Origin of the sequence: Coprococcus eutactus, from assembly GCF_001404675.1 — a bacterium.
Classification (GTDB): domain Bacteria; phylum Bacillota; class Clostridia; order Lachnospirales; family Lachnospiraceae; genus Coprococcus; species Coprococcus aceti.
The window spans coordinates 55,928-74,545 of the sequence record NZ_CYXU01000007.1 but is presented as its reverse complement, the minus strand read 5'-3'; the positions used below and the strand labels follow the sequence as shown (position 1 = coordinate 74,545).

The following is an 18,618-nucleotide window of genomic DNA, read 5'->3' as shown; positions in this document are numbered from 1 at the left end:
ATCAGTAACCCCATATTCAGAAATTAAATTTATATATTGCTGTTCCCACGACAAAAAAGTCCCCCATACCTGCCTGATGCAGATACAGGGGACCTTTGTCTCATATACTATTTATGCTTTTTTGACTTTGGTGTAGCCGGTTCTTCAGCTGCTGCAGCGTTATGATTTGCTGTCGCATATACCTTCTGAACTACTTTCTTTTTCTTCAATGGATGCTTTGGGTTCTTATCCATTTTGAACACTTCCTTTCTGTTTTCCTAAAATGTTATATAACAGAAATCTGCAGTGCATATGCCGAACGGTCATCTGCACCACCGGTTGTGCTATCCTTTTCTTATCTTTGACTATGTTATAGTCCTCTATGCTAGCAATGTCAAGAGGTGAGTGCTAATTATTTTGTGAAGATTTTGTGAAGATTAGGTACTCGCATATTAACCGGGAAAGCGTACTGCCCCTCGGCAAAGATATGGTTCAGATACCCCCAATTCCCCCGCGGTTCATTGACACCATTTTCTCAATTGGATATATTGTGGGTGTTATTAGCAAAAAGGAGCTGACAGCCATGCCGAGTCATCCCTTGAAAGCGGGGACATAAAGACCCCCGATGCAAATCGGATCATAGAAGCAAATATAGTATACAATGTAAGGACCGGCGAACAGCTTACCAGGAGAAGACAAAATGCCAAAGGCTTCGAAGAGCTTCTTGACTGTGCCGGTGTCCTGTTCCTTGAAAATAACCAGACAGGAAATCTGATCATCAATCCCCCGCTTTCATCCATCGATGACCTGATGAAATATATGCAGATAGATTTTCTGCAGCCGATATACACACTCACATTCAGCAACGGACTCAGAGGCGGGCACCATACTTACATACCCTATCGCCAGGGCAATGGGCCTCGATGCCGGTTCTTCAGCCGCAGTCTCCATCATCGGCGGTGCGGACGGACCTATGGTTTTATTTGCATCACTCAAGCTGCTCATACCGAAGAGCATAAGAGGCAAAGCCATCGTCAGGGAACAGAGAAAAAGCAAGATCACATCCAAACAAAAGCTGGTTCCTGAATGAACAGGTGCTCAAGCTCCTGATCCTTGGAATGCTCGCGCTGCTCCTCTCAGGTATCGGCGGAATAGTCGGAGGCTACATCGTATACCTCTTCAAACGTGGAAACTTCAACCCTACTGTCGGTATTGCCGGAGTGTCATGCGTACCTTCTACCGCAAAGGTCGCCCAGAAGGCGGCATCCAAGGCTGACCCTTCAGCATTTATTCTCGACTACGCCCTGGGCGCAAATATCTACGGAGTTATAACGACTGCGATACTTACGGGAATTTATATAACGCTTTTGAGTTAAAATTACATGGTTTTATATACACAAAATGCCACAGCAGTTTTATGCTGCTGTAGCATTTGCTTTACCCTATTGCTTTGTGTATAGATTTAACTGATTGTCTGTGTCACGTCCTGCATACATTACTCTAAGAATGGTTACAACCTTTTTATCGCTATCAGGAATATAAAATACCACATAATTATCTACTAGTAATACACGAAGTCCACGGCTTTTCCACGGTTCTTTCTCGTATCTTCGATAACGCTCCGGCATCGTATCCAGACTTAATATCTACTCTTCCAGACGGTCAAGCTGTCCGCTTGCGTTTTGAGAAGATTGTAATTCAAAGGCAATATATTCAAAAATTCCTCTCAGATCATTGTCAGCCTGCTCGGATATCTCTAATTCATATATCATATTCCATAATCCTTACGAATGTCAGTAGAGACCTTTTTAGCATTTTTCGTCCGTCCAGCCTGCATATCAGCATATCCTTTCTCCAATTCTTCATCGAACTCTGCATCTGATAATGTGCTGATGTCAACAGGTCTGTCATATGGTATTTTTACTTCAAATGGAAGTCCTCTCTGTAAGATAATCTGTTTATAAAACATATTTATAGCACTAGAAGCAGGGATACCCAGTGTAGCCAAGATACTTTCTGCTTTTTCTTTGACATCTGGTTCAATCCTTGCATATAAATTTGCAGATTTTGTAGCCATATAAAGCATCTCCTTTCATAAGTAGTGTTTCCATCTATCCTTAATTATAAGCATATGTCCGCACAACAGCAATACTTTTATCTCAAATAGAAATACACTATCATACACTTACTCATATAAGAAAAATATGTGGGAAGCGTATTGTATTGCTTCCCACTCTTTAATGTTAATTGCGCTACGGATTGTTCTATATCATTTTCCCCTCAAAATCCTGTAATTCGTGAAATATATTATCTACTATAATACGTTCTCCTTCTATTCGATATAACATAAAATATCTATGTCTTTCAAAATTAATTCTTCTATATCCCAGCTTTCTCAAGCGCAGATTATCACATAGTTTCAAACTTGAAGCAATTTTTTCCAAACTTCTTTTCGTATTCTCAAAGTCCTGAAGAACATTTGCTGCAGCCTGTTTACTATGTTTTTCAAATAAGAGATATTGAATAAAATTATCCAAATCATTCTCTGCATCTTTTGTCAAAACCACCTCATAAGTCATACTTCTTCCTCATATCATCTATCACAACATCAGCATCACGACATTCACCTTTTTCAGCATGTTGTCTTGACTTCGCCAGTTTGTCTATCATCTGTTCCTCTGTCATTGCCACATATGGATCTGTAACAACCCTTTTTATCTCAAATGGAAATCCATTATTTGCAACTGCCTGGGTAAGAAAAATTCTTATAGCTGTCGTAGTATCTGTTCCAAGATCATGAAATAATTTATCTGATTTTGACTTAAGATCATTGTCTACCCTTACCTGTATTGTGCTTGCCATTCTCATGCACCTCCTAGTATTAATAATATGCAACTCCACCGCTTCTTTATAAATTATAATACTTAATTTATGCCAATTCAATACAAATGTATTGTTTTAGTAGTGATGTTTCATATGCAAACACTATGACATCGGCATCCTTCACATCTTCATATATTTCTATCATGTCATCCTGAATGAGATCATAGTTTCATTTTCACTCTATATATGATAATATGATTACGGTTAGATGTATCTAACCGTATGGGTGGAATTAGAAATTACAACACAATTATTGAACGGAGAAAATGCTATGAAGATAACAAAATGGGATGAACAGGCAGCCGAGGATATCGGCCATGCGTTTGGATATTACGACTACGGGCAAGAAACAGGTATGGGCGTGTTCTACAGCAGCAAAGAGGCAGTGGCAAATTACATAGCCGGCTACGTTCGTATGGCATTTGAGGGACAAATGCTCTATACGACAAGCGAACGCGGCGAGGGGTATATCGCCTATACCCTGCCGGGACAGAAAATGAATTTCAAAGCTGGCATGGCTATCCTCAAAGCTCTTTTTCACAACATGAGCCTTAAAGAGATGATCTGCATGGGAAAAGCTCTGTCCAAGGGAGGAAAATCCCTTCAGGATCGAATGAAAAAAGAGAAAAAAAAATTTATATTTGTCGGCATGGTCTGCGTCCGCGAACAATACCAGGGACAGGGATACATGAGGAAAGTTCTGGACATGGCCTTCTCTGAGGGAAACAGGTTGCACGTTCCAGTCATCCTTGAGACGGATGCCAAGTCAAAGTGCGACAAATACATGCATCTCGGCATGGAGCTTGAGGGTGTGCGCGATATGGGTGTTTATGGCAAGATGTACGATCTGATCAAGTATCCTGATTAGGGAACAAGGAGCAGCACGCTTTAGCTCGTTGCTGACGCAAATTAAAAATGTCAGATAGATATAAGCTCCAAATCATTGCTCATATTTATCTGACATTTTTAAGTATTTAATGTTTACATTTGGATGGGCGGCGTATCCATCATATCAGGTTCCCGTGGGAGCGCAGGGTGCCTTTCCTGCTTGTCAAATGTATACAATGATGATACCATTGCTTACCGATAAAGTCAAGATATCTTATCTAACCAAATATATTACTACATATCGGCACCAATCTGCCTGACTTTACATATGAATCTATTTTTCCTTTTTTTACATCAAATACTGTAGCAATATAATATTTTGATTCCTTTTCATCTAATTTGATTGAAACAAAAATATTGTCATTATAACATTTAACCAACTCTATATTTCCATTATAACATCCTGCATAGTCTGGATGACTAATTATATCATCTAAACGATCAATGTATTTTGCAGCAACAAAATGCTTTCTTTTAATAAGATGTGTCAACAATCCCTTAGATCTATAAATTGTAAAAGCACTATAATCAAAACCTAATACTGAATTGAGTTTAGTGTTATAATGTGCTACTTTTATTAACTTGTCCTCATTTCGCATATTATATATCTCCCTCTATTCTATATTAAATGTTGAATAAGGCTATTATTTGTTGTATAGTAACCATTGGATATATCTATTTTATATTATCCAATGGTTACTGTCAATATTTAGTCTAGGAGGAATAATAATGTCTGCTAAATTAATTCCAGAACGATTAAAAATTGTGAGAGAAAATATGGGAATTACTATGGCTGAAGCATCCAGGAGACTCAATCTTTCCAAAATAGGATATTGCAGATATGAGTACGGAGAGAGAGTCCCATCTCAGCAAACGCTGGAAATTATTGCTCAATGTTTTAACACATCTGTTGAATATTTGACCGGTCTTTCGGATTCTCCGGCCGCGACACAAATCGTAATTGACAAAAACAAGAATCCTGAGCTCTTTGCCCTTGTTGATTTATGTCAGAACAAGGATACAGAACTCTTACAAAGAATGTTATCATATTGTAACCTGCTAATAAATTCATAGCAGATTTTGATTGATTTTTTATATAAACGAAAGGATAGAACAAATGTACCAGATAATGACAGCCGACGAGGCAATGGATCTTATAAATGACGGAGATGTGATCGCACTCAACTCATTTCTCGGCATAGATATTCCAATCGAGCTTCACGAGGCATTATATAAAAGATACCAGAGGACAGGTTCACCGAAGCACCTCACAGCTATATCAAGCGCGGGCTTTGGTGCGTGGGATGAGAACAAGGCGGCAGAGGGATACATAAGAGACGGCGCCGTTGACAAGATCATCTGTGGACATTTCGGTGCCATGTACAGCACCAAGAAGCTTGTCCTTGAGGACAGATTTGAGGCATACAATCTCCCACTCGGCTGTATATCACACGCAATACGTGCGCAGGCCGGCGGACTTCCGGGAGCACTCTCCAAGGTCGGGCTGGATATATTTGTCGATCCGAGACTTGAGGGACCGGGAATCAACAACATATCAAAGGACGACTCACTTGTAAAATACGTTGAGCTGGACGGTGAGGAATTCCTCTACTACAAGCTGCCGCTTATCAACGTGGCTATCATCAAGGGAACTGCTGCCGACCGCAAGGGCAACATCTCATTTGAGGATCTGTTTACCGCAGGAGATGCGCTGTCTATCTGTCAGGCCGTAAAGGCAAATGGCGGAAAGGTCATCGTGCAGGTTGACAGACTTGTGGCAAGGCCATCAAGACCTCACAATACCATCATTCCGGGATGTCTGGTTGACGCTATCGTTGAGATACCGCCGGAGCCAAGACACGCATCATACGAATCCCTGACAGGAAGTTTTGAGATTCCATATTCACAGTGGCAGGACTGGGCTGAGATGCTTTCCGGTCGTACCAAGACAAAGAATGTCGTCAATACAAGCGCAGAGATCATTGGAAGAAGGGCCGCTCTGGAATTGAAACCGGACGATATAGTCAACATAGGTGTTGGGATTCCGGAGACTGTATCCAAGTATGCCAGAGAGAACGGTATTCTGGACAAGATAACCCTGACCGTAGAATCCGGCGGTGTAGGAGGATTTCCTGCATCGGGCAAGGTGTTCGGCGCTGTTATCGGCGCAGACTCCATATATGACATGGCAAACCAGTTTGATCTCTACAACAATGGCGGTCTTGATATCTGTTTCATGGGCGGGATCGAGGTTGACAGGTTCGGGAATGTAAATGCCCACAAGGGTCCTGGCGCATTTGCCGGTGTAGGCGGATTTGCAAATATCACCGCCAAGACAGCAACCGTTGTGTTCTGTCTCACATTTGATACGAAGGGGCTTGCCGTGGAGGACAATGACGGCATCGTGACCATCAAAAACGAGGGAAGCATTCCTAAGTTCGTAAACGATGTCAGAAGCATCAGTTTCTCAGGAAAACGTGCGCTGGCAAACAGGCAGAGGGTTATATACGTCACAGAACGATGCGTATTTGAGCTCACTGAAAAGGGACTTAAGCTCATTGAGGTGTACCCGGGAATTGATCTTGAACATGACATTCTGAACAAGCTTCCTTTCAAGGTTGAGGTGGATGAAAGGCTGCGATAGCTAGAAGGCTGAGAAAAATAAATCCTAATATATTAAAAGGTCGTGAGAAGATCCCTACTCAAAATCTTCCCACGATCTTTTATGTACATCATTTTCTTATCTACATTAACTTTCTCACAATAACTAATGCTTCCCCACCAACTCCACGCATACTATCTCCGGGAAGTTAAACAGCCTCACCGGAATCACACTGTTGCCAAGGCCTCGGCTGACTATCATCTCGGTGCCATTCATATAATATTCACCTGCTGTATATTCTGGAAGAAATCCCTGATCCGGAGCCACTATCCCACCGACAAACGGCAGTCTGAACTGTCCGCCGTGGGCATGTCCGGAAAGCACGAGATCAACACCGATGCTGGCATACCTGACAAGGTATTGTGGCTCATGTGCAAGAACGACCGTGAGCTCTTTTTCATCACTAAGCAACGCCTCCAGTGTCCCATCCGCAAGACTTTTATCGTCCAGCCCAACCAGCCTGAACTTTGCATCACCCCTGGATATCTCCACAACCTGATCATCCAGAATAACCACCCCGGCACCTATAAGCCCATCCATAAGCTCGTCATATTCAGATTTCTCAAGCCAATATTCATGATTGCCTGTGACATAGTATACCGGACATATTTTCACGATCTCATCCACAAATTGGACTGCGCGGTCTACATTTGTGTGATTTGAGTCCACAAGATCTCCGGTCAGGACGATCATATCAGGTTCACATTCTCTTATCCTGCCCACCAGTTTCTGGTTATTCTTGCCAAACTTTGCATTGTGCAGATCCGATATCTGGACTATGCGATATCCCTCAAGATCTGCGCCAAGCTGCTCTGCCGCATATGTATAATGTGTGGTTTCAAGGTGTTTGTTCTGAAAATTGCAGAACAATATTATGACAATAACTATGCTCAGAGTAATTGCCAATTTTATATATTTCTGCTTTTTCGTATTTCTACTTTTTTGTTTTTTAGATTTTCCTTTCATTCGCAGCCCCACTTTTATAATGCCATGATCTTCTCATCTCTTATTCGACCTCCGCCAGATCTTTCTCTCCTGTGCCTCCTTTATCAGCATGTCCCGGAAATCAGGATGGGCTATGGATATCAGAGCCTCCGCTCTCTCCCATGTGGATCGTCCTTCAAGGTTTATCACACCGTACTCTGTCGCCAGAAAGTACACCTGACTTCTCGGCGAGGTGATGATATCTCCATTGAACTGCGGTTTTACCCTGGAATGCTTCACCCCATTCCTGTCGGTGTGTGTGGAACTCATGCAGATAAACGCCTTGCCGCCACGGGAGCCCGATGCTCCGATCAGAAAATCGAGCTGTCCGCCGGTTCCACTGATCTGGCGTGAACCACTGCTCTCCGCCGCAACCTGTCCGTACAGATCCACAGCCACGCAGCTGTTTATGGATACCATATTGTCTATCTGCGATATGACATATGGCCTGTTCACATACTCAAGTGGATATGCGGCGATTCCCGGATTGTCGTCCAGCCACTCATACAGCTCATTTGAACCGATGGCACAGCCAAATACGCCTTTTCCACGATCTATGTTCTTGTATTTATTTGTCAGCTTGCCCGCTTTGTACAGGGCTAGATATGCATCCGAGCAGAGCTCCGTGTGCATGGCAAGATCCTTGAGATCCGACTGAGCCAGCATCTCACCCACCGCATTTGGCATTCCTCCGATACCGAGCTGTAGTGTTGAACCATCCACAATATACGGAATAAGCAGCTCCGCTATCTTCCGGTCAACCTCCCGCGGTGCCTGTGTTTTCACATCTGCAAATGGCTCGTGCTCCCCCTCTACGATCATATCCACATCCGATATGTGAATACACTCGTCATATCCACCGCGTATCTTAGGCATGTGCTCATTCACCTCAACTATCACGATGTCCGCCTTCCTGGCAATAGGGGCAGCCACACCGGTATTCACCGAGAAGTTAAAATAACCATGCTTGTCCATAGGTCCCACCGACACCATGACCACATTTACATGGAGGAAATACTCATAGTAAGCCGCATTATTGTGGAACACCATCGGTATATAATAGCATTTGCCCTCATCGCACAGCTTTCTCTCATACTGCGAACAGTGCCAGCTGTGATACACAAAATGCTCCTGATTGTCATCGCACTCTGCAACCTCTATAGGCCCAGCCATCAGATTACCCCTGATCTTCACATCGTGCAGCTCATCTCTCCGCTTTGCCAATGCCCTGTCAAGTAGTACAGGTTTTCCAAGGGACGATGTGTAATCGACCCAGTCTCCATCCTTGACACACTCCACCGCAGCCTCCGGTGTACGCAGCTTTTCTCTATACATTTGCTGAAAATCGAACATATAAATCCCCCTTTATTAAATAACGTTTCACCGCTTGTCCTCCCTCAACAGCCTCAATCACTATTATCAAATAAATCAAATGCCATTTCAACATTTTTAGAGATATTCTGTGTAAATATCAATGAAAAAGTTTACCAACATTTACAATATTCCAGCCAAAATAGTCATAATATTTTTCCACTTTCACTGGAACAATGCTCATTTACATCTAATTGCAAAACGCAAAAAAGCCCCCCGCATACCTGTACCTTGCAGATACACGGAGGGCTCTACGAATATTAGTCATCTGTTATTAAGTAATTACACATTTCTTACATTATTCGATTGCGATATAATTACTCTTCTCTACTTTCTTCTGCTCTTCCTTCTTAGGAATCGACAGTTTCAGTACGCCATGTTCATACTTTGCATGAATGTCTTCCTGGGTAACTCCCTCACCGACATAGAAGCTTCTGCTCATGCTGCCGGCATAACGCTCACGCCTGATATACTTGCCGCTCTTCTTGTCCTTTTCGTCCTTATCCAGACCCTTTGCAGCCTCAATTGTCAGGTAACCATCAGCAAGCTGAACCTTTACTTCATCTTTCTTGAATCCTGGGAGATCCATATCTACTTCGTATGAATCGTCTGTCTCACGGACATCGGTCTTCATCATGTTCTTTGCATGCTTGCCATACAGAGCACGCTCGGTAGGTGCTAACGCTTTACTGAACTCCTTGTCAAAATCCCTTCCAAATGGGAAATAGTCATTCATCCAATCATCAAATAAATCTTCTCCAAAAATACTAGGTAACATAAGTCATTTCTCCTTTCAATCTCAAACAAGTGTCGGAAATTGTGGTTTCTTATGAAACCCCAAGGCACTTAGACTTTTTGTTTACTGTTACTTTCAAAATAATTGTCAAGATAAACTTTCGGGATTCTTTCTCTTCTTTCTTATCCCTTTCCTTATCTTTGACTATGTTATACACCTAGTTGTTAGCATTGTCAATAGGTGAGTGCTAATTCTTTTGTGAAGATTTTGTGTCCTATTCCTGTAATAGCCAATCCGCTATTCTGGCACAGTTTCCAGACCTGTTTTGTTATCATAATAAGATTCAACCAGAGCGCAGTCCATGATCAAAACGTAGAATACATTTCCATAATAACGGTTTTCCACTATTCTTCCGTGATCAAGAACAGGAAGATATGTTCCATCTTTTTTTGCAAAATGGAACCTTACATAGTCATTATTTCCACTGGTCTTTGCATCAATCTGTTTCCAGATGCTGGTCTCAACAGAATCCCGTTCGTCTGGATGGACCAGGTTTCTGAATCTATGATCTGTGTAATCAAGAAAATCATCAAAATCCCTGCAGCCAGCAAATTCTATCAGTTCACGATTTGCAAATAAAATATTATCATTTTCAGGATCAGCTATATATATAAGGAAAGCTCCCGGAAGATTCTTTGATACATCCTGAAGTGCAAATCCAAGCTGGCTTCTGTGCTGCATCTTATAAGCTCCTCGATAAGGACTGCAATTATTCTTTCCATGAAGTTTTACCGCGTAAAGTGCCATATCCGCGCATCTGATAAGCTCCGAAACATCTTCACAATCTTTTGGATATTCTGCATACCCAAGAGAAATGTAAAATGGATGCTCCCCACCATTATATGTTATATGCCGTGGCTGAAGAGTAAATTGTTCTATTTTCTTTCTTGCCTCTTCCTCTGTTGTGTCAACCAGAATGGCGGAGAACTCATCACCGCCATTTCTGCAAATAATAGAATTATCATTGAAATAGCTCTGTATGTCCTGTGCAAGACTTTTCAGTGCGGCATCTCCAACTACATGACCATACATATCATTTATAAATTTAAAATCATCAATATCCATCTGTATACCCACGCAATGAATATGAAGATCGCCCTGCATAACCTTTTTGAGCTGTTCGTCAAACCCCTTACGATTCAAGAGTCCGGTCAGCGGATCTGTTATCGCCATTTTTTTTAATGTATCTCGATGTCTCTCAATCACAAGGATGACCACCGTTAATCCAGTTAAGAGCAAAATAACACATATTCCCAAAAACAGCTGCGGAAATACATTCCACCCATGACTCCAGCCATCAGCAGGCATTATCTCAAAATCAAATAGACTGCCGCAAAATTCAAACTCAAATGTAATCGGATTCTTCATAATATTGCCGGATGATGATACTATCTCTGTATCATCAGACAAAGGGGAAACTGTCTTTGTCAGGGAGTAATCATAACCGAATTTTGTGAGTGCCTGAATTGATTCTGTAAATATCTCCGGAACACGTATAATTACTATGGTAAATCCCCAAAATACTGGAGAGCCATCTGCCCCCTCCAGATATACAGGATTTCTAATCGCAATGCCCTGCCCCCCCTGTTTTAAATCAAAAGGACCCTGCATCGTGACTATATTTTTATCTCTTCCATAGCGGCATATCTCTCCACGACTTTCATCATGCATCAAATCTATCTTTCCAGCTTCATTCCCTGCCTCCGGATATATATCTGTGACAACACCGTCAGGCGCAATCTGTATGCTCTGAATAAAATCTGCCATCAGATCCCGAGCAACTTTTTGAAAATTGTCAATTTTCCCATTTTCGCTGATTGCTATCTCTTCAAGTGTATCTGTAATTGCAACTCCACGGTTCATGTCATTCTGTAGTCGTTCTGCATATGTTGTGGCATTAAGCGCTGTGACATTCCGTACCTGTTTATAATTTGATCTATATGAATGATATAAAACTACTGTCAAAACCAGACAGCCAACCAGAAAAATGAGAACCGGCAACATAAGCTTTTTGTTATGGTTTTTACGCGAATTCATAGTATGTCATCTCTCCTTATTTTGGATGCTATTTACAAGTTCTCTACAAATTGCACATATTTTATCGCATTCATTCATTTTTGACAAGTCAGCATTCAGGGATGTTTTTTTAGAGGAATAGTATTATAATACAGAAACGAAAAGAGGTAATCGCTATGCAGATAAGTATAATTTTGCTCGGAAAGCTTATTAACTTTTTTATTATGATCCTGCTTGGTTTTATTCTTGTCAACAAAAATATCTTAAAATCATCTGACAGCCGGATATTATCTATCATCGTGGTATACCTGGTGATGCCCTGTGCCATAATTGGTTCATTTGAGATTGATTTTACAAAAGAAAAACTGCAGGGACTGTTATTTTCCGCTGTCATTGCAGTTATTATACATGTTCTGCTGTTGATTTTTATAAATATCGGAAGGAAATTTTTGCACTGGACCCCAGTTGATGTGCAACTGTCATGTATTCCAACTCGGGAAATATGATTATCCCACTTGTAAGTGCTATTCTGGGTTCCGACTATGTACTGTATTCATGCGCATTTATGTCTGTACAACTGATATTTCTCTGGACACACTGCAGCACAATGCTCTCCGAAAAGCCACACTTGGAATGGAAAAAGATAATATCCAATATAAATGTATTAGCCATAATAGCAGGTCTCCTGCTATTTTTCTGCAAGATAAAACTGCCAGCCGTCATCATTGCCCCGATAAATGACATCGGGAATATGCTTGCACCTCTAAGCATGATAGTAACTGGTATGCTGATGGCTGATTCGCCGATTCTGGCCAGCCTGAAGAATGCAAAACTATACCTTTTCTCTGCCATCAGGCTCGTTATCTGGCCTACTATTTTGCTGCTTATAATGTGTGTAAGTCATGTGTACGAATTTATTCCAGACGGAAGAACCTTACTACTCATAGTATACCTTGCCTCCATCACGCCATCAGCTTCAACAATCACCCAGATGGTTCAGGTATATAACAAAGATGCAACATACTCCAGTCTTTTAAATGTATTTACTACTTTGTTCTGTATCATAACCATGCCTTTGGCTGTCATATTATTTTCATGGCTGATACTTTAATGGGGACGTTTCTTTTGTCATGAGGATTGTCCCTGGAACAGACAAGCAAAAGAGCCCCCCGCATACCTGCACCTTGCAGATACACGGAGGGCTCTACGAATATTAGTCATCTGTTATTAAGTAATCTCGCATTTCTTACATTATTCGATTGCGATGTAATTACTCTTCTCTACATTCTTCTGCTCTTCCTTCTTAGGAATCGACAGTTTCAGTACGCCATGTTCATACTTTGCATGAATGTCTTCCTGAGTAACTCCTTCACCGACATAGAAACTTCTGCTCATGCTGCCGGCATAACGCTCACGCCTGATGTACTTGCCGCTCTTCTTGTCCTTCTCATCCTTATCCAGACCCTTTGCAGCCTCAATTGTCAGGTAACCATCAGCAAGCTGAACCTTTACTTCATCTTTCTTGAATCCTGGGAGATCCATATCTACTTCATATGAATCGTCTGTCTCACGGACATCGGTCTTCATCATGTTCTTTGCATGCTTACCATACAGCGCACGCTCGGTAGGTGCTAACGCTTTACTGAACTCCTTGTCAAAATCCCTTCCAAATGGGAAATAGTCATTCATCCAATCATCAAATAAATCTTCTCCAAAAATACTAGGTAACATAAGTCATTTCTCCTTTCAATCTCAAACAAGTGTCGGAAATTGTGGTTTCTTATGAAACCCCAAGGCACTTAGACTTTTTGTTTACTGTTACTTTCAAAATAATTATCAAGATAAACTTTCGGGATTCTTTCTCTTCTTTCTAATCCCTTTCCTTATCTTTGACTATGTTATACACCTGATCGCTAGCACTGTCAAGAGGCGAGTGCTAATTATTTTGTGAAGATTTTGTGTCCACTCCCAGCCTCAAAGTGGTATTTGGCAATTCCAAGATCTATCTTCGTGCAGATTCCTCTCGGAGCTTTCGCTGTCACCATCTCATCTTTCAGCTCAAACATGAACTTCTGCTGGTTCACCGCTGTCGGTGCCAGACACACCGCCTCCATCCCCTTCGTGAACCAGTCTGTCTCCACATCTGCACTGCTAATTTCTGATATATCTTTGCTCTTGTGTGCAACACCCTGATTCTCACCATACCCAAGGGCAATCACTATCAGCAGTTTCTGTCCTTTGCCTATGACTGCCCTGGTCTTACCATGTGACATTGCAACCCAGCATGTGTTAAGTCCAAGTTCCTGACATCCAAGCACCAGCTTTTCACCGTAGTAGCCGGCCTTTTCCTGGTCGTTCTTCGCGCCAACTATCGCTATATAATTAGAAACATTTGTGAATTTGCCGTAATGCGCCATAAACGAATCAAAACAGTTCGGCTCATCGTAGACCGCCTGCATACTCAGTCCGCTCTCAGAATTTATCTCAGAGATAAGCCTGTCGATCTCCGCACGTTTCTCCTGCTCGATTGGCTTATCCTTATATTGCCGCACACTGTGCCTCTCCTTCATCAACTGTAACATATCCATGCATTTTCCCTCGCTCTCATTCTGATATCTACGCCGAGTATAGTCCATCAAACTTAAATTGAGATTTCATGTATTCCAAGGGATTTAATAATTGTTATATTTTATTATCAAATATCTCTGAATCCCTTGAAAACACTAAGTTTGTCGCAGGTGATCTTTCCCTTAGACTTTCCCTTATGTTATATCTTCCCATATGGATTTATGAACCCTGATAAGGAAAAATACAAGGAAAAGAAAATCCTCTAAAACAGTATAACACAAAATAAAAACGACATGGTGAACTGATTGAAATGCTTCTGATTTTTGTAACAAATGATTGATTGAATGATAAGGAGATTTGATACGATGAGAACAATATTTGCAGAATACAATCCACAACGCAACAGCATTGATGTTTATACTTCTGCTGGCTATATGCTCCGCATTGACTGCTGGGAAGCAGAAAAGAATTTAAAAACAACACCCAGATTAGATTGTGCATTAAATTCACTTGCTATTGATGAACCACTTGAATATGCAAGACTATACCTTGATGGAACTATGCAGATGTGGGTTGATGCCGAAGATTCATTTTATTTATGATGATTATACTGTCACTCCTAGTGTCTCCAGAGAGTGACAGTTTCATTGTCATTTTGAGCTCGTCTTTTTTAAGACAAGCCTCGTATATTTATTTGTAAGCTGCGTTCGCTTCTTCTTGAGTGATTTTCCCAGTTTTAACAGCATCAGAAATTGCTTCGTCTAATTTAGTATAAACAGTAGTTGTCACAACTCCGAAGCCGCTGACGAACAGCAGAGCGATCCACAGCCACTCATACTGTTGTCGCCGGTCTGCGGATTCTGAACATCATCCGAAGGCTTGGTGGTATCGTCAGACTTGGTAGGAGCGGCAGGTTTGGTTGCCTTCTGACCTTCTTCGATAGTCTGAGTCGTTACTGCAGAGCCACCGGCAGAATCAAAGGTTACGGTATAGTTTTTATTTCTTTGTTGTAACAGTCTTAGCTTTTGACCAGCCTGAATAAATCCTTATGGATTTGCCGTTAATCTTAACTGTCTTATAGGTGCGAACTCTTACATAATACTTTTTCTTGCCCGAAAGCTTTGAAATTTTCTTTGATACTGTTGTATTCTTGCCTACTGTTACGGTCTTAGCCTTGCTGAATTTACTTGAGGCACTGTACTGTACCTGATAGCCTGTTGTCTGTGTAGCCTGCTTCTTCCACTTTACTGTAAACTTCTTTGAACCTGCTTTAAGTGAGGAAATACTTGTTGCCTTTGGCTTGATTGTGAAATAAAGCGTCTTTGTTCCGCTGTATTTACCCTTAAAGGTAATCTTTACTGCGTACTTGCCAACATACTTTCTGCCTTTTGCATAAGACACAGTATAGTCAGTATTCTTAACAAGTGTCTTTCCTGTTCTGTCCTTAACAATAACCTTAGGTGTTCTAACCTTTCCGTTATATGTTAATGATGTTGCTTTAAGCTTTATGCTTGATGCCTTTGGAATTACTGTCGTTGAAAGAGTTTTCTTACATACCGAACAGTAATTTACTATCTTGCCGTTTGCTGTTGGGGTTGCCTTTGTTACGGTTTGCTTTGTGGTGTGGGCAATCTTAGCAATATTGCCCCAAGATGCAAGGTCGGTTATTTCCTTTGTACCGAGTACATCTTCATAGAACTTGCCACAACCTTCGCACTTGTAGTATGCTTCCTTACCGCCCTCTGTGCAGGTGGCAGCTTTCGCAGCAACCAAAGTCAGATTGTGAGTGTGTTCTTCGTTTTTATTTTTGTAATAATATGTAACAACCGTTCCGTCCGAAACAATAGGCTTATTCAAGCCGTCAACCTTTATAAATTCATAATCATAAAGTGTTTTTGCCGGTGTTAAATCAAGCTTTGTGCCGTATGGCACGGTAAATGTTCCGCCGGCAGTGTTTGGAATTTCAGAGCCGTCCTCAAATTTATACTGAATTGAAACGGTTGTGTAGCGCTGTGTTTCCGTATTGTCGTCTGCAAGCACATTTCCGTTTTCATCGAGCACCTGAAATGCCACGGTATCGCCGCTCTTAAGCTGTGCATCAGACGGAATTTGATAAATAAGCGAGCAACTCTTTAAGCCTGAATTAAAGTCGCTTTTGATGTGATCCAAAGCACCGAGCGGCCAGAAATTTGCCTTATCATTCCAAACAGGAATGTCAAAGGTTTGTACTGTTTGAAGCGGATTCCCCGATGAATCGGTCGCAACGCTTCCGTCGGAGTGCTTAATCCACATTTTGAATTTTAATTGTCGTGCATTTTTATCTGAAATGTTTTGAATAACAGTTCTAAGCTCGATTTTTTTACCGTTCATATTAGTATTAAATCTGCTTTTGCTGTTGCCGCTCAAAAGTCGGTCATTGCGATTATATGTGTAATTATAATATGAACTTGTTTCAAGGTCGGTAAAATCAGACGGCTTTGAATAAGCGCCCGTATATTCCTTAACCTCGGGAGTTGCAACATAAAGGTCTACATCCTTAACAAGCTGAGACATTCGCTTGAAGCCCTGCAAACGGCAAACCTCACAGAATTGATAGTTTGTGTCTCTCATTATGCACTCATAACTTGAAACAAGCATTTTTGAGCCGTAAGCATTGCGGCAGGTATATGTGTTTCTAAAACCTAAAAGCTGTCGCCATTTTATCTTTTCCGGGTCTTCAACCGAGGAAAGATTGAGTGATTTAAGTTCCTTATCGTCAAGCAAATATCCGTTACTGTATTCATCACCGAGACCGAGCAAACCGTGTCCAAACTCGTGTGCAAAAGTTTTTGACGCACGATAACTGTCTGATGGCGAAATGAAATAATGGAAGCCGTATTCACGGTTATTATAAGCACCGCCGAAATCTGATTTTGTGTTTACAACCATAGCGAACTGAGCAATATAATCGTGAACATAATAATAAGGCTCATATTCCGAACCGGACGGAATTGTGTTTGGATCACACTTTTTTTTGATATGAGCATCGTGAATTTTCTCGATAAATTCAGGACCGATACATCTCTCAAAAATATGATTTTTCCACTGACTTCCGTGGAGATTATTAGAAATAACAGGCGAATTATATTTGTCGACTATAACATCAAAGAAGGTGCTTCCACCATTGTCAAAAGTCGATTCGGAAGCTGTGCAAAGAGCGTAAACATTGAATCTGTCGGCATAACTGCGATACGGTTCATATTTCATAGCGTCCTGCCAAAGTCGTTTGACATCATTGATGAATTTGCCCTGCTGACTTTTTGTGTATCCCTCGCCGCAAACGACAACAACCATATTTTCCGTGTCGCTGCGTGTTTTTTGGATGGTATAAACAGGGATGGTCGGATTAGAATATTTTCCGTCATTTGAATACCACGGGCCGAGGGTGAGCTGAATGCTTTGCTCGGTACTGACATTCCAATCGGGATTTGCGTCCTCGGCAGGTTCCGAAATTGTATAATCATCCTCTTGCTTATTTGGAGCAGAGCCGATATAAGGACTGCTTTGTGAGCCGCTGCCGGAAGTTGTAACAAAATATTCGGAATCGAGATAAAATGCAGGTCTTACGCCCAAATCGGAATACCACGGAGCATAACGACCGACCTGACCCGATGAACTGATATAACGCATATCGTGATTGCAATCGGTAACAGGAGTGCGAAGCCAATAAGGCCAAGCCATACCGTCATTATTATACGCAACATAATAACCTTTGAGATTTTTCCACACGGCATTAGCCTGCTTTACATCAAGAAGAAAAACCTTTTCGGTTGTAGTTTCAAAATATGAACTGTCGTAGTTTGCCACCGCTTCCGAAATATCGGTGTAGTATAACAAATCCGAATTTGCGTCTCCATCAACTATGCCCTTGTTGTATTCGGGATGAGAAACGAGAGAACGCTGGGTAACGGTTTTCATTGCCGCAATTTCAGATTTTGAAAAAGCGTTGAGAAAACCCGCTTTTTCGTTGTACGCTCCCACACCGCTTACATATCCGTCTTTCGGAGGGTTGCCGCAAAGCCAATCGACTTTGCCTTCAGCTGCGGTCGAATTTAACCAAGAACGCATATTGCTGTCTTTCCAATAGTTAGAACCGTAATCATCACGCTTATAGCTTCTGCTGTGTGATTTTGAATTGCTGTTGTCATTTGTTTTGGCATCATATGCAAGGGTGTCAACAATTTTGTCTGCAAGCATAAGCGGTCCGTTATTGTCAATGCTTACACATCGCCAAAGAATTGAGGCATTGTTATACGCGCCCATTTTAACATAGTCGCCAACTTTAATATCGGGCTTTGATGCCGCCTGAATGGTCATCGGCAAAACGGAGATTGCCATGCACAATGCCAAGAATATTGCGGTTATTTTTTTCGTCATTAAGGAACCTCCTTTATAAGCTATATATTTGCTTTTATTATATTGTAAGGTGTTA

The 18,618-nt window shown here is 41.5% G+C and carries 21 protein-coding genes and 1 pseudogene; 8 read left to right on the top strand and 14 right to left on the bottom strand.

All coding sequences use genetic code 11. The features are described 5' to 3' along the window. Positions 1-107: 107 nt before the first annotated feature. On the bottom strand, positions 108-233 hold the full coding sequence (locus ARA78_RS14415; RefSeq protein WP_015534073.1) for a hypothetical protein: 126 nt from the start codon (positions 231-233) through the stop codon (positions 108-110). Between the two features lie 659 nt (positions 234-892). Here ARA78_RS14415 and ARA78_RS14125 point away from each other — a divergent pair. Further along, positions 893-1,069, top strand: a complete 177-nt coding sequence (locus ARA78_RS14125) for a sodium ion-translocating decarboxylase subunit beta (RefSeq protein ID WP_238050747.1) — start codon at positions 893-895, stop codon at positions 1,067-1,069. Positions 1,070-1,073: 4 nt separating this feature from the next. Then, positions 1,074-1,355 (top strand): sodium ion-translocating decarboxylase subunit beta, encoded by a 282-nt coding sequence (locus ARA78_RS14120; RefSeq protein ID WP_055145690.1) that lies wholly within the window; start codon positions 1,074-1,076, stop codon positions 1,353-1,355. A 66-nt stretch (positions 1,356-1,421) separates the two neighbouring features. Here the strand turns inward: ARA78_RS14120 and ARA78_RS14605 are convergent. From ARA78_RS14605 to ARA78_RS12155, 4 genes and pseudogenes are all read right to left on the bottom strand, one after another. Then, positions 1,422-1,751, bottom strand: a pseudogene (locus ARA78_RS14605) (type II toxin-antitoxin system RelE/ParE family toxin). Then, complete coding sequence (locus ARA78_RS12165) at positions 1,748-2,056, bottom strand: type II toxin-antitoxin system RelB/DinJ family antitoxin (RefSeq protein WP_015534076.1); 309 nt, start codon at positions 2,054-2,056, stop codon at positions 1,748-1,750. Before ARA78_RS12165 ends, ARA78_RS14605 begins: the two are co-directional and overlap by 4 nt. 187 nt (positions 2,057-2,243) lie before the next feature. After that, a complete protein-coding gene (locus tag ARA78_RS12160; protein ID WP_015534077.1) occupies positions 2,244-2,558 on the bottom strand; it encodes a type II toxin-antitoxin system RelE/ParE family toxin in 315 nt (104 codons plus the stop codon). Further along, the gene (locus tag ARA78_RS12155; RefSeq protein WP_015534078.1) at positions 2,548-2,841 is read right to left on the bottom strand and encodes a type II toxin-antitoxin system RelB/DinJ family antitoxin; all 294 of its coding nucleotides are present in this window, start codon (positions 2,839-2,841) and stop codon (positions 2,548-2,550) included. Before ARA78_RS12155 ends, ARA78_RS12160 begins: the two co-directional genes overlap by 11 nt. A 292-nt stretch (positions 2,842-3,133) precedes the next feature. On the opposite strand from ARA78_RS12155, the gene ARA78_RS12150 reads away from it, so the two are divergent. Next, positions 3,134-3,730 (top strand): N-acetyltransferase, encoded by a 597-nt coding sequence (locus ARA78_RS12150; protein WP_055280595.1) that lies wholly within the window; start codon positions 3,134-3,136, stop codon positions 3,728-3,730. Positions 3,731-3,968: 238 nt separating this feature from the next. On the opposite strand, the gene ARA78_RS12145 is transcribed toward ARA78_RS12150, so the two are convergent. Next, positions 3,969-4,349, bottom strand: coding sequence for a hypothetical protein (locus tag ARA78_RS12145; RefSeq protein ID WP_022216065.1), 381 nt, complete (start codon positions 4,347-4,349; stop codon positions 3,969-3,971). 130 nt (positions 4,350-4,479) lie between these two features. Between ARA78_RS12145 and ARA78_RS12140 the strand changes: the two genes are divergently transcribed. After that, the gene (locus ARA78_RS12140) at positions 4,480-4,824 is read left to right on the top strand and encodes a helix-turn-helix domain-containing protein (RefSeq protein WP_055223584.1); all 345 of its coding nucleotides are present in this window, start codon (positions 4,480-4,482) and stop codon (positions 4,822-4,824) included. Positions 4,825-4,867: 43 nt separating this feature from the next. Beyond that, positions 4,868-6,394 carry a CoA-transferase gene (locus ARA78_RS12135; RefSeq protein ID WP_015534080.1) on the top strand — a complete coding sequence of 509 codons (1,527 nt, stop codon included), beginning with the start codon at positions 4,868-4,870 and terminating at the stop codon, positions 6,392-6,394. Between the two features lie 123 nt (positions 6,395-6,517). Here ARA78_RS12135 and ARA78_RS12130 read toward each other — a convergent pair whose 3' ends face one another. The 4 genes from ARA78_RS12130 to ARA78_RS12115 all read right to left on the bottom strand — a co-directional run bounded on the left by ARA78_RS12130 (position 6,518) and on the right by ARA78_RS12115 (position 11,600). Next, positions 6,518-7,318 carry a metallophosphoesterase gene (locus tag ARA78_RS12130; protein WP_242849723.1) on the bottom strand — a complete coding sequence of 267 codons (801 nt, stop codon included), beginning with the start codon at positions 7,316-7,318 and terminating at the stop codon, positions 6,518-6,520. A 93-nt stretch (positions 7,319-7,411) separates the two neighbouring features. After that, positions 7,412-8,749: an acetyl-CoA hydrolase/transferase family protein gene (locus tag ARA78_RS12125; RefSeq protein ID WP_015534081.1), complete on the bottom strand. Its 1,338-nt coding sequence runs from the start codon at positions 8,747-8,749 to the stop codon at positions 7,412-7,414. Between the two features lie 316 nt (positions 8,750-9,065). Beyond that, positions 9,066-9,545 (bottom strand): Hsp20/alpha crystallin family protein, encoded by a 480-nt coding sequence (locus ARA78_RS12120; RefSeq protein WP_022216070.1) that lies wholly within the window; start codon positions 9,543-9,545, stop codon positions 9,066-9,068. Positions 9,546-9,800: 255 nt separating this feature from the next. Further along, positions 9,801-11,600, bottom strand: coding sequence for a diguanylate cyclase domain-containing protein (locus ARA78_RS12115; RefSeq protein WP_055280593.1), 1,800 nt, complete (start codon positions 11,598-11,600; stop codon positions 9,801-9,803). 155 nt (positions 11,601-11,755) lie between these two features. Here ARA78_RS12115 and ARA78_RS14065 point away from each other — a divergent pair, with 155 nt between their 5' ends. Then, the gene (locus tag ARA78_RS14065; RefSeq protein WP_015534082.1) at positions 11,756-12,085 is read left to right on the top strand and encodes an AEC family transporter; all 330 of its coding nucleotides are present in this window, start codon (positions 11,756-11,758) and stop codon (positions 12,083-12,085) included. Then, complete coding sequence (locus ARA78_RS12105) at positions 12,082-12,690, top strand: AEC family transporter (RefSeq protein WP_055280592.1); 609 nt, start codon at positions 12,082-12,084, stop codon at positions 12,688-12,690. Before ARA78_RS14065 ends, ARA78_RS12105 begins: the two co-directional genes overlap by 4 nt. 140 nt (positions 12,691-12,830) lie before the next feature. Here the strand turns inward: ARA78_RS12105 and ARA78_RS12100 are convergent, their stop codons facing one another. Both ARA78_RS12100 and ARA78_RS12095 read right to left on the bottom strand, forming a co-directional pair. Beyond that, positions 12,831-13,310, bottom strand: a complete 480-nt coding sequence (locus ARA78_RS12100; protein ID WP_055280591.1) for an Hsp20/alpha crystallin family protein — start codon at positions 13,308-13,310, stop codon at positions 12,831-12,833. A gap of 209 nt (positions 13,311-13,519) precedes the next feature. Further along, positions 13,520-14,161 (bottom strand): nitroreductase family protein, encoded by a 642-nt coding sequence (locus tag ARA78_RS12095; RefSeq protein ID WP_330376008.1) that lies wholly within the window; start codon positions 14,159-14,161, stop codon positions 13,520-13,522. A 351-nt stretch (positions 14,162-14,512) separates the two neighbouring features. On the opposite strand from ARA78_RS12095, the gene ARA78_RS12090 reads away from it, so the two are divergent. Beyond that, complete coding sequence (locus ARA78_RS12090; RefSeq protein WP_055280590.1) at positions 14,513-14,749, top strand: DUF6061 family protein; 237 nt, start codon at positions 14,513-14,515, stop codon at positions 14,747-14,749. Between the two features lie 183 nt (positions 14,750-14,932). Here the strand turns inward: ARA78_RS12090 and ARA78_RS14650 are convergent, their stop codons facing one another. Together ARA78_RS14650 and ARA78_RS12085 are read right to left on the bottom strand one after the other, a co-directional pair. Next, positions 14,933-15,163 (bottom strand): InlB B-repeat-containing protein, encoded by a 231-nt coding sequence (locus tag ARA78_RS14650; protein ID WP_155219561.1) that lies wholly within the window; start codon positions 15,161-15,163, stop codon positions 14,933-14,935. Then, positions 15,144-18,563, bottom strand: coding sequence for a M64 family metallopeptidase (locus ARA78_RS12085; protein ID WP_070097494.1), 3,420 nt, complete (start codon positions 18,561-18,563; stop codon positions 15,144-15,146). The genes ARA78_RS14650 and ARA78_RS12085 overlap by 20 nt, the downstream gene beginning before the upstream one ends. Positions 18,564-18,618 lie beyond the last annotated feature (55 nt).